13 protein-coding genes are annotated in these 15,119 nt (G+C 68.9%); 10 read left to right on the forward strand and 3 right to left on the reverse strand.

The features are described 5' to 3' along the window. Positions 1 to 77: 77 nt before the first annotated feature. Entirely contained in the window at positions 78 to 599 is a 522-nt protein-coding gene (locus tag BSY19_RS07945; RefSeq protein ID WP_069053684.1) for a hypothetical protein, read from the reverse strand. A 241-nt stretch (positions 600 to 840) separates the two neighbouring features. Continuing rightward, a complete protein-coding gene (locus BSY19_RS07950) occupies positions 841 to 2,490 on the reverse strand; it encodes a GMC family oxidoreductase (protein WP_069053685.1) in 1,650 nt (549 codons plus the stop codon). A gap of 239 nt (positions 2,491 to 2,729) precedes the next feature. On the opposite strand from BSY19_RS07950, the gene BSY19_RS07955 reads away from it, so the two are divergent. Both BSY19_RS07955 and eutC read left to right on the forward strand, forming a co-directional pair. Next, positions 2,730 to 4,118 (forward strand): ethanolamine ammonia-lyase subunit EutB, encoded by a 1,389-nt coding sequence (locus BSY19_RS07955; RefSeq protein WP_069053686.1) that lies wholly within the window; start codon positions 2,730 to 2,732, stop codon positions 4,116 to 4,118. Then, the gene (gene eutC, locus BSY19_RS07960) at positions 4,115 to 4,909 is read left to right on the forward strand and encodes an ethanolamine ammonia-lyase subunit EutC (RefSeq protein ID WP_069053687.1); all 795 of its coding nucleotides are present in this window, start codon (positions 4,115 to 4,117) and stop codon (positions 4,907 to 4,909) included. The genes BSY19_RS07955 and eutC overlap by 4 nt, the downstream gene beginning before the upstream one ends. 6 nt (positions 4,910 to 4,915) lie before the next feature. On the opposite strand, the gene BSY19_RS27470 is transcribed toward eutC, so the two are convergent. Next, positions 4,916 to 5,491 (reverse strand): DUF924 family protein, encoded by a 576-nt coding sequence (locus tag BSY19_RS27470; RefSeq protein WP_069053688.1) that lies wholly within the window; start codon positions 5,489 to 5,491, stop codon positions 4,916 to 4,918. Between the two features lie 117 nt (positions 5,492 to 5,608). On the opposite strand from BSY19_RS27470, the gene BSY19_RS26960 reads away from it, so the two are divergent. From BSY19_RS26960 to BSY19_RS08005, 8 genes are all read left to right on the forward strand, one after another. Further along, positions 5,609 to 6,622, forward strand: coding sequence for a helix-turn-helix transcriptional regulator (locus BSY19_RS26960; protein WP_069053689.1), 1,014 nt, complete (start codon positions 5,609 to 5,611; stop codon positions 6,620 to 6,622). A 291-nt stretch (positions 6,623 to 6,913) separates the two neighbouring features. Then, positions 6,914 to 7,225, forward strand: a complete 312-nt coding sequence (locus BSY19_RS07975; RefSeq protein WP_069053690.1) for an STAS domain-containing protein — start codon at positions 6,914 to 6,916, stop codon at positions 7,223 to 7,225. Between the two features lie 2 nt (positions 7,226 to 7,227). Then, complete coding sequence (locus BSY19_RS07980; protein WP_067991669.1) at positions 7,228 to 7,593, forward strand: response regulator; 366 nt, start codon at positions 7,228 to 7,230, stop codon at positions 7,591 to 7,593. Beyond that, positions 7,590 to 9,689, forward strand: coding sequence for a chemotaxis protein CheA (locus BSY19_RS07985; RefSeq protein WP_150129538.1), 2,100 nt, complete (start codon positions 7,590 to 7,592; stop codon positions 9,687 to 9,689). The genes BSY19_RS07980 and BSY19_RS07985 overlap by 4 nt, the downstream gene beginning before the upstream one ends. A 14-nt stretch (positions 9,690 to 9,703) precedes the next feature. After that, a complete protein-coding gene (locus tag BSY19_RS07990; RefSeq protein ID WP_069056939.1) occupies positions 9,704 to 10,183 on the forward strand; it encodes a chemotaxis protein CheW in 480 nt (159 codons plus the stop codon). A gap of 38 nt (positions 10,184 to 10,221) precedes the next feature. Beyond that, entirely contained in the window at positions 10,222 to 12,282 is a 2,061-nt protein-coding gene (locus tag BSY19_RS07995) for a methyl-accepting chemotaxis protein (protein ID WP_069053692.1), read from the forward strand. A gap of 96 nt (positions 12,283 to 12,378) precedes the next feature. Next, on the forward strand, positions 12,379 to 14,571 hold the full coding sequence (locus BSY19_RS08000) for a HAMP domain-containing methyl-accepting chemotaxis protein (RefSeq protein WP_069053693.1): 2,193 nt from the start codon (positions 12,379 to 12,381) through the stop codon (positions 14,569 to 14,571). Between the two features lie 65 nt (positions 14,572 to 14,636). Beyond that, the gene (locus tag BSY19_RS08005) at positions 14,637 to 15,119 is read left to right on the forward strand and encodes a chemotaxis protein CheW (protein WP_069053694.1); all 483 of its coding nucleotides are present in this window, start codon (positions 14,637 to 14,639) and stop codon (positions 15,117 to 15,119) included.

Here is a 15,119-nt window from a genome sequence, read left to right on the forward strand (position 1 = left end):
CCGATGATGGATCCCGGCCTGCGCTGCTTCGCAGCTTGTCCAGGATGACGGCGTGTTTCGTTGAAGATCGATAAAGCCTACGCTCGCAACCCGCGCCACCAAGCCCGCGCCGCGTCGCGGGCCCGCCGCGCGAAGGCGTAAGCCGCGCTGCTGCGGACCCAGTCGAGCGCGCGGCGCCGCAGCCGGTCGAGCAGCGTCATCAGCCAATGCAGCCAGCGATAGGTCAGGAGCTTCTCGCGCCCAGCATGATAGATCCGCTCGACCAGCAGGAAGCTGACGAGATGGGCGAAGGCGAAGACGACGAGCCCGGTCCGAAACCGGCCATCGGCCATCATCACCAGCCCGAGCAGCTTCAGCGGCTCGGCGATCGCGAAGGGCACCGCCAGCAGCGCCAGGATCGCCAGCCGCGACTGACGCGCGATCACGGCCTCCGCTCGCGCCACGATCCGCAGTGACGCCACCCAGTCGACCAGCGGCCGGTAGAGCGGCCGGGCGATCTCGTCGAACACGATGACGACGGTCAGCACCGCGCGCAGGATGGCGAAGAGGAGGCGGGCGAGGGGGCCGCGTGTCTCGTCCCGGGTCGGCGGCTGCGTCATCGATCGTCCCTGCCTCGCGCCCGGCCGCTCATCGGCTTGCATCGCGCCGACTCAATCCTCCGCGATCCCAGCAATTCTGAGACCTTTTGCCATAACACGCGCCGTCATTCCGGGCGCCGCGAAGCGGAGACCCGGAATCCATCGGAGGGCGCGACGGTGCTCTATGGTGGATTCCGGAGCTGCGCCGCTGCGCGGCTTGTCCGGAATGGCGGTGGGGGTGGACGGCCGTGGCGCGCCCTTTTCACACCGCCTTCGCGTCCTCCAGCATCATCGCCGCGCCCTTCTCGGCGATCATCATCGTCGGGTTGGCGGTGTTGCCGGAGGTGATGGCGGGCATGACGGAGGCGTCGATGACGCGCAGGCCCGCCACGCCGCGCACCCGCAGCCGCTCGTCGAGCACGGCGCGGGCATCGTCCGGACGGCCCATCTTCGCGGTGCCGACCGGGTGGAAGATCGTGGTGCCGAGCCGGGCCGAGGCGTCGAGCAAATCCTCGTCGCTCGTCGCCGCCGGGCCCGGCAGATGCTCCTGCGGCCGGAACCGCGCCAGCGGCGCCTGCCCGACGATGCGGCGCGTCAGCTTCATCGCGTCGATCGCGACCTGCCGGTCGGCCTGCGTGTCGAGATAGTTCGGCGAGATCGCGGGCGCGTCCTCGGCGTGCGGCGTCGCGATATGGACATGGCCGCGGCTGGTCGGGCGCAGATTGCAGACGCTGGCGGTGAAGGCGTCGAAGGGATGCAGGCCCGAGCCCCAGGAATCCAGCGAGAGCGGCTGGAAATGATACTGCAGATTGGCGGTTGCGTGCTCGGGCGAGGATTTGGCGAAGGCGCCGACCTGCGAGGGCGCCATCGTCAGCGGCCCGCTGCGCATCGCCGCATATTGCAGCGCCATCAGCGGCCGGCGCCAGATCTTGGCGTAGTCGCTGTTGAGGGTGCGCACGCCCTCGACCTTGTAGACGGGGCGGATCTGGAGATGGTCCTGCAGGTTCTCGCCGACGCCGGGCAGGTCCGCTACCGTCGCGATGCCCAGGCCCTGCAGCCGCGCCCCGTCGCCGATACCCGATCGTTCGAGCAGCGCCGGCGAGCCGATCGCGCCGGCCGAGAGCACGACCTCGCCCGAGACCTCGGCCCGCAGCTTCTCGCCGCCATGGCTGAACTCGATCGCCGTCGCGCGGCCGTCCTCGATGACAACGCGCTCGACGAGCACCTTGATCTCCAGCCGCAGATTGTCCTCCCGGGCGTCGAGCACCGGCCGCAGGAAGGCGTTGAAGGCGCTCAGCCGGCGCCCGCGCCGCTGGTTGACCTGGAAATAGGAGGAGCCCTCGTTGTCGCCGGTGTTGAAGTCGTCGATCTTGGCGATGCCGGCCTCGGCCGCCGCCTCGCGGATGGCGTCTAGGATGGCCCAGCGCACGCGCGGATGCTCGACCCGCCATTCTCCGCCGCTGCGGTGGACCCCGCTCTCGCCCGGGCCGATATGGTCCTCGTGCTTGAGGAAATAGGGCAGCACGTCGTCCCAGCCCCAGCCGGAGAGCCCGAGCTGGCGCCAGCCATCGTAGTCGGCGGCCTGGCCGCGCATATAGACCATGGCGTTGATCGCCGAGGAGCCGCCGACGACCTTGCCGCGCGGATAGGCCAGCGACCGGCCGCCCAGGCCCGGCTGGGCCTCCGTCTTGAACAGCCAGTCGGCGCGCGGATTGCCGATGGCGAAGAGATAGCCGACCGGAATGTGGAACCAGATCCAGTCGTCGCGCCCGCCGGCCTCCAGCACCAGCACCCGCGTCTTGCGGTTGCGCGACAGCCGGTTGGCGACGACGCAGCCGGCCGAGCCCGCGCCGATCACGACATAGTCGAAGCGGCCGATGCAGCGGCGGTCGGTCTCGGCGGCGTCGGCCATGGCGTTCCCTCGATGCGACGGCGGGTACCGCCCGCTCTGCGGCAACGGATAAGCGGCGCGGCCAGTGGCGGCAATGGCGCTAAAGTACGAACGGCCTGTGCACGGGCCCTCACCTGCGCGGCGATCCGGACTGGCGGCCCAGGGGCGAGCGGGAGCGCCGGCCCGCCGCTTGCTAGGGCCGCCCCAAGCGGCTGATATGGCGGTACGGTGCCTGCGCCGTTCGCTTGGGGAGAGTGTCGATGGGTTATCGCGTCGCGATCGGCACGCGCAGCTATCTCTTCAGCGATCTGAAGGAGCTGATGGCGAAGGCGACGCCGCCGCGCTCGGGCGACCGGCTCGCTGGCCTCGCGGCCGAGTCGATGGAAGAGATGATGGCGGCCAGGATGGCGCTCGCCGATCTGCCGCTGCGCACCTTCCTGCACGAGGCGCTGATCCCCTATGAGACCGACGAGGTCACCCGGCTGATCGTCGATCGTCACGATGCGGCGGCCTTCGCTCCCGTGGCCTCGCTGACCGTCGGCGCCTTCCGCGACTGGCTCTGCTCGGACGCCGCGACCACGGAGGTCCTCGCCAAACTTGGACCGGGCATCACGCCGGAGATGGCAGCCGCGGTCTCCAAGCTGATGCGCAACCAGGACCTGATCCTCGTCGCCCGCAAATGCCACGTCGTGACACGCTTCCGCAACACGCTCGGCCTGCCCGGGCGGATGGCGGTGCGCATCCAGCCCAACCACCCGACCGACGATGCCGCCGGCATCCTCGCCTCGACCATCGACGGCCTGAGTTATGGCTGCGGCGACGCGGTCATCGGCATCAACCCGGCCTCCGACAGCACAGCCCGAATCGGCGAACTCCTGCGCCTGCTCGACGGCGTCATCGCCCGCTTCGACATCCCCACCCAGGCCTGCATCCTGACCCATGTCACCTCCTCGATCGCACTCATCGAGCAGGGGGCCCCGGTCGATCTCGTCTTCCAGTCTGTCGCGGGCACGCAGGCCGCCAACGCCTCCTTCGGCGTCACGCTGGCGCTGCTGCAGGAGGGGCTGGAGGCCGGCCGCTCGCAGAAGCGCGGAACGGTCGGCGACAACGTCATGTATTTCGAGACCGGGCAGGGCGCGGCGCTTTCGGCCAACGCCCATCACGGCGTCGACCAGCAGACGCTCGAGGCGCGCGCCTATGCGGTCGCGCGGGCCTACCAGCCGTTGCTGGTCAACACGGTGGTCGGCTTCATCGGCCCGGAATATCTCTATGACGGCAAGCAGATCATCCGCGCCGGGTTGGAGGACCATTTCTGCGGCAAGCTGATGGGCGTGCCGATGGGCTGCGACATCTGCTACACCAACCATGCCGAGGCCGATCAGGACGACATGGACACGCTGCTGACCCTGTTGGGCACGGCCGGCGTCAACTTCATCATGGGCGTGCCCGGCGCCGACGACGTGATGCTGAACTACCAGTCGACCTCCTTCCACGACCAACTCTACATCCGCGAGGTGCTCGGCCTGAAGCGCGCCCCGGAATTCGAGGACTGGCTGCTGCGCATGGACATTACCGACGCAGCTGGAATGCTCAGCGCTGGTCAGGGTGGGCCCGCGCTGCTCGCAGCGATGCAGGACCGCGCGGCGTGAGCGGGCCCGAGAAGCCGCCAGCGGCCCCCGGCCGCTTCGCCGATCTCGCGCGGCTGACCCCTGCCCGCATCGCGCTCGGCCGGTCGGGCGCCTCGCTGCCGACAAGCGAGCTGCTGCGCTTCGGCCTCGCCCATGCCCAGGCGCGCGATGCGGTGCACGCGCCCTTCCGCCCCAACGAGGTCGCCGCTGCGCTCGCCGGGCTCGGCATCGAGACGCTGGCCGTCGAAAGCGCGGCCCGCTCGCGTGAGGATTATCTGCGCCGGCCGGATTGGGGGCGCAGCCTGTCGCCGGAGAGTCTGGCCGCATTGCAGGCGCGGCGTGGCCGCTTCGACCTCGCCATCGTCGTCGCCGACGGCCTGTCCTCCACCGCCGTTCACCAGAACGCCGCGCCGCTGGTCGAGGCGCTGCTGCCGCACCTTGGGCGCCAGACGCTGACGCTGGCGCCTGTCGTCATCGCCTCTCAGGCGCGTGTGGCACTGGGGGATGCGGCGGGCCAGGCGCTGGGCGCGCAGATGGTTCTCGTGCTGATTGGCGAGCGGCCCGGCCTGTCCTCGCCGGATTCGCTCGGCGCCTATCTCACCTTCGCGCCGCGGACGGGGATGACCGACGAGGCGCGCAACTGCATCTCCAACATCCGTCCCGGCGGACTGGGTTTCGCCGAGGCGGCGTTCAGGCTCGCCTGGCTGATCGATCAGGGCTTCCGCCGCTCGCTGACCGGCGTCGGGCTCAAGGACGAGAGCGACGCGGCGCTGGAGGCGGGCGCGGCCGCCGGTCTGATCCCGAAGGGCTGACCGCCCTCAGCCCGCGAAGCCGCCCTCCGCCAGGAAGGCCGCCTCCTCTGGCGTCGTCTCCCGCCCGAGCAGGGCGTTGCGATGCGGGAAGCGCCCGAAGCGGCGGATCACCGCGCGGTGGCCTTCGGCATGCTCCGCCGCATCGCCACCGAGCGGCGCGCTGAGTGCCACCGAGAGATCCTGGTCCGCCAGATCCTCGGAATGGCAGAAGGGCAGGTGCAGGAACAGCCGCAACTCCGGCTCGGTCGCCGCGCCATGGCCGCGTGCCTGCGCCACCCGCGCGAAATGTCGGGCCAGCGGGTCGGTGGCGTACATATGCGCCGTGCCGCGGAAGCTGTTGCGCGGGAACTGGTCGAGCAGGATCGCCAGCGCCAGGCTGCCCGCCGCGGTGCCCGCCCAGTCGTCCAGCTCCCTCCGCGCCGCCGCGAAATGCAAGCCAAGGAAGCGCTCGCGGAACAAGCCGTCGAACGCCGCGTCCTTCCTGAACCAGCGCTCGGCCCCGGCATCGCGCCAGAAATCGATGACGGACTGGGCCGTGTCGCCGGTTTCGCGACGAGGCTTGCCCGGGAGGTCCTGCTGCATGGTCGCTGTTCTCCTTGTCCGGTCCTGCGGCACGGCCGACCCGTGTCCCGTCGGTGGCAGGCGTACGCTGCGCCGAGGGGGCTTGCTAACCAAAGGTCAGCACCGTCATCTAGGGCCGTGACGACGATACAGCCGCCACGACCCGCTGACCCGCCGACGGCCGAGGACTCTCCCGGCGGGTCTGCCCATGTCTTCGTCAGCCGCGATATCGCCGAGACCCAGGCCTGGCTCAACGCTCTCCTGCGCCGCGATCTCAGGCTGGAGCCGCTCAGCGGCGACGGCTTCGCGGCCAGGCTGTCGGCACAGTCGCTGGCGGGCGCCCACATCATCCGGGCCGAATATCCCGCCGGGATGCGGCTGAAACACGGCGATGCCAGGGACGATCTGACCATCCGCATCGTCGCCGACGGGGGAAGCCTGTTTTCGGCGGGCCGGCAGACTCTCGCCGCCGTGCCGGGACGCGGCCTCGTGCTCAACACCGGCCTCTGCGAATCGGCTGAGTACGGGCGTGGCAGCGTGCACACGACCTTCACCCTGCCGGGCGAGGAGGTTGCCCGCATCCTCCAGGCCGCCTTCGAGCGGCCTGCGCCCGGGCAACTGGATATTGCCGGCACCTTCGATGTGGCGGCCCCCGAGGGCGCGACGATCGTTGCGATGATGAGCGCGATCGAGTCGGGCCTCTCCGGCGACGCCCCGCTGGCGTCGGCGCCGCAGGCGGCGAGGCTGCTGCGCGATGCGCTGGTCATGCTGGTCCTGGCGCGCTTCCCGCACCGCTACGCCTCCTGGTTCGAGAGGACGGCGGCCCCGGCGCCCTGGCAGATCCGGCGGGCGGTCGCCTTCATCGACGCGCACAGGGACGGGCCGCTCACCGTCCAGGAGGTCGCCGACGCGGTCGGCATCGGCCTGCGCTCGCTGCAGGAAGGCTTCCGCAAGCACAAGCAGATCTCGCCGCACGACTACATCAAACAGGTGCGCCTGGCCGCGGTGCGCGCCGCACTGCTCGAGCCCGGCTGCACGCGCTCGATCGAGGCGATCGCCCGGCACTGGGGCTTCGTCAATCGCGGTCACTTCGCCCTCGATTATCGCAACGCCTTCGGCGAGCAGCCCTCCCAGACCCGCCGCCGCCGCTGACCCATTCTGGCACGACCGTGCCAGGGCGATCCGCAGGGCGGTCTCGGACGCCCGGAGAGCCGGTCAGTTGCCCAAACGTAAAGCAACTCCCTCCGACATGGTTAACCAAAAGCTGATTTCCGAGCCGGCGCCGACTCCGGTTGCGAGTCGCCGACTCCGGACGCGAATCTTCGTGTCGAAAAAGTTAATATAGAAAACTGCATTTTTAAGTAACTTATAAATTAATTGGCTTAGATTATCGGTATTAAGCGCGCAGGTTACAGTTGACGTAGCGTTCAGTACGAGGGCGTGATGAGCAAGAACAGTGCCGGCGGCTCGGCGTCATTCACGGCAGGGACAGATTGTACCCTTCGCCATGCCAAAACGACGGCCACTTCCCTGATCGGTCTTCTTGAGGCCGGGTCGGGGCTCGCGGTGGACTGCGCCGGCGTCGAGCAGGCCGACATCACCTTCGTGCAGACACTCATGGCCGCCAGTCGCAGCTGCGCCGCCCGCAACCTGCCCTTCGCCCTCACCAGCATGAGCGACGTCGTCGCCTCTGCCTTCCACCGGGCCGGCGTGACGCCGCCCGGCACGATGCCTTCCGAACTGTCCGGGATCTGACCATGGCCAACATCCTCACCGTCGACGATTCGCCGAGCGTCCGGCAGATGATCAAGCTCGTTCTGGGACCGGCCGGGCACAATGTCGTCGAGGCCGGCGACGGCTCGGAGGGGCTGGCCAAGGCCAAGGCGCAGAGCTTCGACCTCGTCATCACCGATCTCAACATGCCGGTGATGAACGGCATGCAGATGATCAAGGCCTTGCGCGCCCTGCCGGCCTTCATGGGCACGCCCATCGTCTTCCTGACCACCGAATCCGACGACGCGGTCAAGCAGGAGGCCAAGGCCGCCGGCGCGACGGGCTGGATCACCAAGCCGTTCAAGCCCGAGCAGCTGCTCGCCGTCGTCGCCAAACTCGTGAGGGCCTGATGGAACTCGATCCGACCGAAACATTCCGGCAGGAAGCGTCCGAGCTGCTCGATTCGCTCGAGACGGTGCTGCTCGACCTCGGCCAGACGCCGCAGAACCGGGATCTGATCGACGCCGCCTTCCGCGCGCTGCACACGATCAAGGGCTCGGGCGCGATGTTCGGCTTCGACAAGGTCGCGGCCTTCACCCATGATTTCGAGACCGCCTTCGATCTGATCCGCAAGGGCAAGATCGACGCCAACCATGAGATCGTCACGGTCTCCCTCTCGGCGCGCGACTACATCCGCACGCTGATCGAGGACCCCGATTCCACCGACCCGATCATCGGCGAGGCCATCGTCGAGGAGCTGCAGCGCCTGATCGGCGACGGTCCTGCCGCCGCGAAGCACGCTGCTCCGGAGGCAGATCCCGCCGCCGACGAAGCGCCCAGCATGGAGCCCACCGCAGCGGGCTGGCGCATCGAGATCGCCTTCGAGCCCGGCATTCTGCGCAACGGCACCAACCCGCTCGTCCTGCTCGATGACCTGCGCGCGCTCGGCCCCTGCACGGTCGAGGCCGACACCGGTGCGATCCCCGTTCTCGAGGAGCTCGACCCTGAGACCTGCCTGATCACCTGGACGGTGACGCTCGAAAGCGCCTGCTCGCAGGACGAGATCGAGGACGTCTTCATGTTCGTCCGCGACGAGATGAAGCTCGTCGTTACGCCGCTCGATGCAGGCGGGCAGGGCGGTTTCGGCCTGGACATGTCGATGCCGGGCGATCTGGCTCCCGCCGTCGCCGAGCCCGCCGTCGCCGAGCCCGCGACGCAGCCCAAGGCCGCCCCGGCTCTCGCGCCGGCCGCCCGTGCGGCTGCGCCCGCACCCGCCGCGCCCGCCCCGGAAAAGGCCGAGCTGAACCGCCGCGCCGAGGACAAGGGCACCACGACGGTGCGCGTCCAGGCCGAGCGCCTCGACGAGCTGATGGACCGGGTCGGCGAACTCGTCATCGCCCAGGCCCGCCTCAGCCAGATCGCCCATTCCGGCACCGATCTCGCGATCAAGGCGATCGCCGAGGAGATCGAGCGCCTGGCCTCGGGCCTGCGCGACTCCACCATGGGCGTCCGCATGGTGCCGATGGGCTCGCTCTTCGGCCGCTTCCGCCGCCTCGTCCACGACCTCTCGCGCGATCTCGGCAAGCCGGTCGACTTCGTCACGGTCGGCGAGGACACCGAGATGGACAAGACCATGATCGAGCGCCTCGCCGATCCGCTGGTCCATCTCATCCGCAACGCCATCGACCACGGCATCGAGAGCGCCGAGGACCGCGCCAGGACCGCCAAATCCGCCACCGGCCGCATCGAACTCGCCGCCCGCTATGTCGGCGCGCAGGTCCTGGTCACGGTGCAGGACGACGGCGCCGGCCTCAACACCGCCCGCATCCGCGCCAAGGCCGAGGAGAACGGGCTGATCCCGCCCGGCGCCAATCTCAGCGAGCACGAGATCCACCAGTTCCTGTTCCATCCGGGCTTCTCGACCGCCAAGACGATCTCGGCGCTGTCGGGCCGCGGCGTCGGCATGGACGTGGTCAAGCGCACCATCGAGGCGATGCGCGGCACGATCGACCTGACCACGATCCCCGGTCACGGCTCCTCGGTGACGCTGCGCCTGCCGCTGACGCTGGCGATCATCGACGGCCTGCTGATCCGGGTCGGCGAGGCCCGCTACATCATCCCGCTCTCGGCGGTGGAGGAGTGCATCGAGCTCACGGCGGAGGCGGAAGCCCGCGCCAAGGGCCGCAGCTTCCTCAATGTCCGCGGCGACCTCGTGCCCTTCCTGCGCCTGCGCGACGTCTTCGATGCCGACGGCCAGCCCGATCCGCACCAGAAGGTCATCGTCTCCTCGATCGGCGACACCCGCGTCGGCCTCGTCGTCGACCAGATCATCGGCAGCCACCAGACGGTGATCAAGTCGCTGTCGAAGCTGCATTCCGACGTCACCATGTTCTCCGGCGCGACCATCCTCGGCGATGGCTCGGCGGCGCTGATCCTGGACGTCGCCCAGCTCGTCACGCTCGGCCAGTCCCGCGCCGAGAGCGACAGAACCCCGGAGGCCGCGTGATGAGCCAGGCTCAGATGCAGACAAGCCCGCAAGCGGGCGCCACGGGCCTGCCGCCGGCCACCGAAACCCGTCTGCAGGTGCTGATGGTCGGGCTGGGCAACGAGATCTTCGCGATCGAGACCGACATGGTCCGCGAGATCATCGACCCCGTGCCGGTGACGCGCGTCGCCGGTGCGCGCGCCTTTCTGCCGGCGCTGGTCAATGTGCGGGGCAACGTCATTCCGCTGGCGGATCTGCGCATCCGCTTCGGCATGCCGAAGACGCAAGCGACCGCCGACACCCGCATCGTCGTGATCGAGGTCGACATCGACGGCGATCCCGTCACGCTCGGGCTGCTCGCCGACAAGGTCTACGAAGTCACCGAGATCTCGACGCGGCAGATGCAGCAGACGCCGCGCCTGGGCAGCCATTGGCGGCCCGAATTCATCCGATTCATCACCAAATGGAGCGATGAGTTCGTCATCGTTCCCGACATGTCCCGAATTCTGGGCTGAGTACGATTTCCCACTTGTTGGGGCGAAGGGGGCTTCCGATGCGCTTCTCGATCAAGGCCAAACTGTTCGTGACGTTCGGTGGGATCATCGGCTTGTCGATGGTCGCAGGCGGCGTGGCCTATCAACAGCTCGCCGCGCTCGACCGCTCGCAGCAAGAAATCGTTGGCCAGGGCCATCGCGTCGTCAAGCTCGGCGAGTTGCAGAATGAGCTCCAGGGCCAGGTTCGGGCCGAGAAGAACGCCATCATCGCCTCCTCGGAAGCCGAGCTGGAGACGGCCGCGGCCGAGCTCATCGCACGGCGCCAGAAGGTGACACAGCTCAGCGGGAGCATCCACGCCTCCGCGTCCGAACAGGGCAAGCGGTTGATGGACCAGGTCATGGCCACGGCCAAGGCGCTGAACGAGGTGCAGGACACCGTCATCCGCAATGCCAAGCTGAACTCGGCGACGCGGGCGGATGCCTTGTGGCAATCCGAGGGCCAGGCCGTGCTCGCCGCACAGAATGCGGCCTTCGACAGACTGCTGGCGGACCTCGACAAGAGCCGGGGCTCGGTCGAGCACGAACAGGCTGCCCGGCAGGTCGTCGCCGCCCGCTACCAGACGGCCCGGATGCTGCGCTCGCTGGTCGAAACCTTTACCGCGACGTCGCTCACCGCCCTCGATGAACGCCGCCGGACGGCGCTGGCCGAGATGGAAAGGCTGAAGCGCGCGGCCGACATGGCGGCCGAGCGGCTGAAAGCCGTCGGCATCCCCCACGAGACGCTGCAGAGCCTGGTCGGCCAGGTCGAGGCCGTCGCGCTCCGTGCCGTTGACATCGCCCGTGAGGGCGGCGTCATCCGCGCGGCCGAACTGAGCCGCACCGAAGGCCGCAAGGCGCTCGGCGAGTCGCTGGCCGCCGTGGAGGCCTATGCGCGCTATGTCGAGAAGCGCATGGACGAAATGGGGGCTGCCGGGACGGCCGCCGCACACTTCGCCGAAATGCTCCTCATCGCGATCCTGGCGGCATCCGCGCTCATCGGCCTCGCGGCGGCGACCTGGATCGCCATCGGCATCAGCCGCGGCATCGGCGGAGCGGTCATCCTGGCGAATGCCGTCGCCACCGGTGATCTGACGCGCACGGTGGAGCCGAAGACCAATGACGAGGTCGGCGACCTCCTGACGGCGCTCAACGGAACGGTCGAAAAGCTGCGCCAGGTCGTCGGCGACGCCACCAAGGCCGCCGAGAACATGTCGGCCGGCTCGCAGGAACTCTCTGCCAGCGCCGAGCAGCTCTCGCAGGGCTCGACCGAGCAGGCCTCGTCGACCGAGGAGGCCTCCTCCTCGATGGAGGAGATGGCGGCCAACGTGAAGCAGAACGCCGAGAACGCCGCCACCACCGAGAAAATGGCGGTTCAGTCGGCTCAGGATGCAGAAGCCTCGGGCGTTGCCGTCGGCAAGGCGGTCGAGGCGATGCAGACCATCGCCCAGAAGATCAACATCGTGCAGGAGATCGCCCGCCAGACCGATCTGCTGGCGCTGAACGCGGCGGTCGAAGCGGCGCGTGCCGGCGAACACGGCAAGGGCTTCGCGGTGGTGGCCTCCGAGGTGCGCAAGCTCGCCGAGCGCAGCCAGGCGGCCGCGGCCGAGATCGGCACGCTCTCGGTCGACACGGTGAAGGTCGCCCAGGAAGCCGGCTCGATGCTGGCCAAGCTGGTGCCCGACATCAAGAAGACCGCCGAGCTGGTCGAGGAGATCACCGCCGCCTGCCGCGAGCAGGATGTCGGCTCGAGCCAGATCAACCAGGCGATCCAGCAGCTCGACAAGGTCACGCAGCAGAACGCGGCGGCGTCCGAGGAGGTCTCGGCGACGTCCGAGGAGCTCGCCTCCCAGGCCGAGCAGCTCCAGGCCACAATCGCCTTCTTCAAGACGGACGACAGCGGCGCCGCGACCGACCGCGCGGTCAGCCAGCTCAAGGCCAAGGCGAAGCAGATGAAGGCGGCCGCCCAGCCTCGCAAGGCGGCAGCGCCGGCCCGCTCCACTAAGGGCTCAAAGGGCGGCTTCGACTTTGATCTCGACGATGCCGGCGACGAGCGCGACGCCACGTTCAGCCGGGCCTCCTGACCAAGACACGGAGCCTCCGCCCCGCCCCGGCGGGGGCTCCAGACCACGCCGGGCCTGCCTTTCGGATAGTCCCCAGAACCTAGTGAGTTATACGCCATGCGCCTGACCATCAAAGCCAAACTGGCCGCCACCTTCGGCGTCGTCATCGCCCTCTCGACGGCGGCCGGCGGCCTCGCCTACTGGAAGCTCGGCGCACTGGCCGACGCCCAGAACGAGATCATCCAGCAGTCCAAGCGCGTCGAGGCGCTCGACGAACTCAACAGCCGCATGCTGCTCGAGATTCGCGCCGAGAAGAATGCGCTGCTCTCGAAGACCGACCAGGATGTCGAGCGCTTCATCGCCGAGAACGCGACGCTGCGCGCCGAGTCGGAAAAGCTGCATGGCGAGCTGCATCACCTCGCCAGCCCGGCCGGCCGCAAGCTGCTCGAAGAGGCCCATGCCAAGCGCAAGGCCTATGTCGAGGCGCAGTCGCGCACCCTGGCCTATGCCAAGCTGAACTCCGCCAGCCGCGCCGCCGCGCTCTGGGACAGCGAGACGCAGCCGCTGATCTCGGCCGTCACCGCCGCCACCAACCCCGTCATCGCCGCCGCCACCGCCCCTTCGGCTACGCCCGAGATGCTGCGCGCCGGCATCGGGCTGTTCAACGCCCGCCTCGAATGGCTGCGCCTCTCCCGCCTCGTCTCGGTCATGCTCTCGGGCACGACGGTCGAGCAGATCGAGCGCGACCACAAGCAGATCGAGAGCCAGGCCGCCGTGGTCCGGCAGGTGCTCGCCAAGGGCGCGGCGCCGATGCAGGACTTCGGCATCGCGACCGGGCCGATGCTCGGCGCCTTCGACAACGCGATCGATTCGATCCTGCGCGTCGCCAAGATCGCCGCCGAGGCCGGCCCGATCAAGGCGACGACGCTCTCCACCACCGAGGTCCGCACCACCGCCGTGCAGACCATGGAGGCCTACAGCGCCTACAGCAAGATGGTCGACGCCCAGATGGCCGAGATCAGCAAGGCGGCGCAGGACGAGGCGGCCTTCTTCAAGAACCTTCTTCTGGCGATCGTCATCGGCACCTTCCTGATCGCCCTCATCGCCGCGACCTGGATCGCGCTCAGCATCAGCCGCGGTCTCGCCAGCGCCGTCGGCCTCGCCAATGCGGTGGCCATCGGCGATCTCAGCCAGACCATCGCGGTCAAGAGCAATGACGAGATCGGCGATCTCGTGACCTCGCTCAACACCATGACCGGCAATCTCAACGCCACCGCCGCCGTGGCGGATCAGATCGCCTCCGGCGATCTCACGGTCGAGGCCAGGCCGCTGTCCGAGAAAGACACGCTCGGCATCGCGCTCGAGAACATGGTCATCAAGCTGCGTGAGGTGGTGGCTCAGGTCAGCGCCGCCGCCGAGAACATGTCGGCCGGTTCGCAGGAGCTCTCGGCCAGCGCCGAGCAGCTCTCGCAGGGCTCGACCGAGCAGGCCTCGTCGACGGAGGAGGCCTCCTCCTCGATGGAGGAGATGGCGGCCAACGTGAAGCAGAACGCCGAGAACGCCGCCACCACCGAGAAGATGGAGGCCCAGTCCTCGCGCGACGCGGAAGCCTCGGGCGTTGCCGTCGGCAAGGCGGTGGAGGCGATGCAGACGATCGCCCAGAAGATCAACATCGTGCAGGAGATCGCCCGCCAGACCGACCTGCTGGCCCTCAACGCGGCGGTCGAAGCCGCCCGTGCCGGCGAACACGGCAAGGGCTTCGCGGTGGTGGCCTCCGAGGTGCGCAAGCTCGCCGAGCGCAGCCAGGCGGCGGCTGCCGAGATCGGCACGCTCTCGGTCGACACGGTCAAGGTCGCCCAGGAGGCCGGCTCGATGCTGGCCAAGCTGGTGCCCGACATCAAGAAGACCGCCGAGCTGGTCGAGGAGATCACCGCCGCCTGCCGCGAGCAGGATGTCGGCTCCAGCCAGATCAACCAGGCGATCCAGCAGCTCGACAAGGTCACGCAGCAGAACGCGGCGGCGTCCGAAGAGGTGTCGGCGACGTCCGAGGAGCTCGCCTCCCAGGCCGATCAGCTCCAGGCCACCATCGCCTTCTTCCGGCTCGACGAGCGCGCGACGCCGGTCCAGGCCACCGAGCCCGTCGCCAAGGCGGTCAAGCAGCTGCGGGGCAAGGCCGCCACCATGGCCGCCGCGATCCAGCCGAAGCGGGCGCCCGCCGCCAAGCCGGCCCGCAAGGTCGCCAATGGCGGCTTCTCCTTCGACCTCGCCGGCGGCGAGGACCAGGACGACGCTGCCTTCCACCGCAACTGACCCGGCGCACCGGCCCGGGACACTCCGGGCCGGCCGCCACCTCAAGCTTTCATCGCGAGGTCGCCATGGCTGATACCGCCCAATATCTGACGCTCGGCATCGACCAGGAACTCTTCGGCATCGACATCCGCAATGTCCGGGAGATCCTCGACATGCGGCCGATCTCGAAGCTGCCGCATGCGCCGAACTTCCTGCTCGGGATGATCGACGTCCGCGGCGCCGGCTACCCGATCGTCGATCTGCGCACCAAGCTCGGGCTGCCCCGCGCCGAGCCCACCGACGCGACCCGGATCATCATCCTCGACGTGCCCGTCAAGGGCCGCACCATGGGCGTCGGCTTCGTCGCCGACCGCGTCTTCGAGGTCACCGGCCTCGACGACGACCACACCGAGGCGGCGCCCGATGTCGGCGGCCGCTGGCAGTCGAACTACATCGCCGGCATCGGCCGCAAGGGCGAGTCCTTCATCGTCGTGTTCGATCTCGAGCGGCTGATGGAGGCCGACGACCTGCCCCAGCTCCCGGCCATGGCACCGGAAAGGGCCGCGTGA

The sequence above is a fragment of the Bosea sp. RAC05 genome, assembly GCF_001713455.1.
Taxonomy (GTDB): Bacteria; Pseudomonadota; Alphaproteobacteria; order Rhizobiales; family Beijerinckiaceae; genus Allobosea.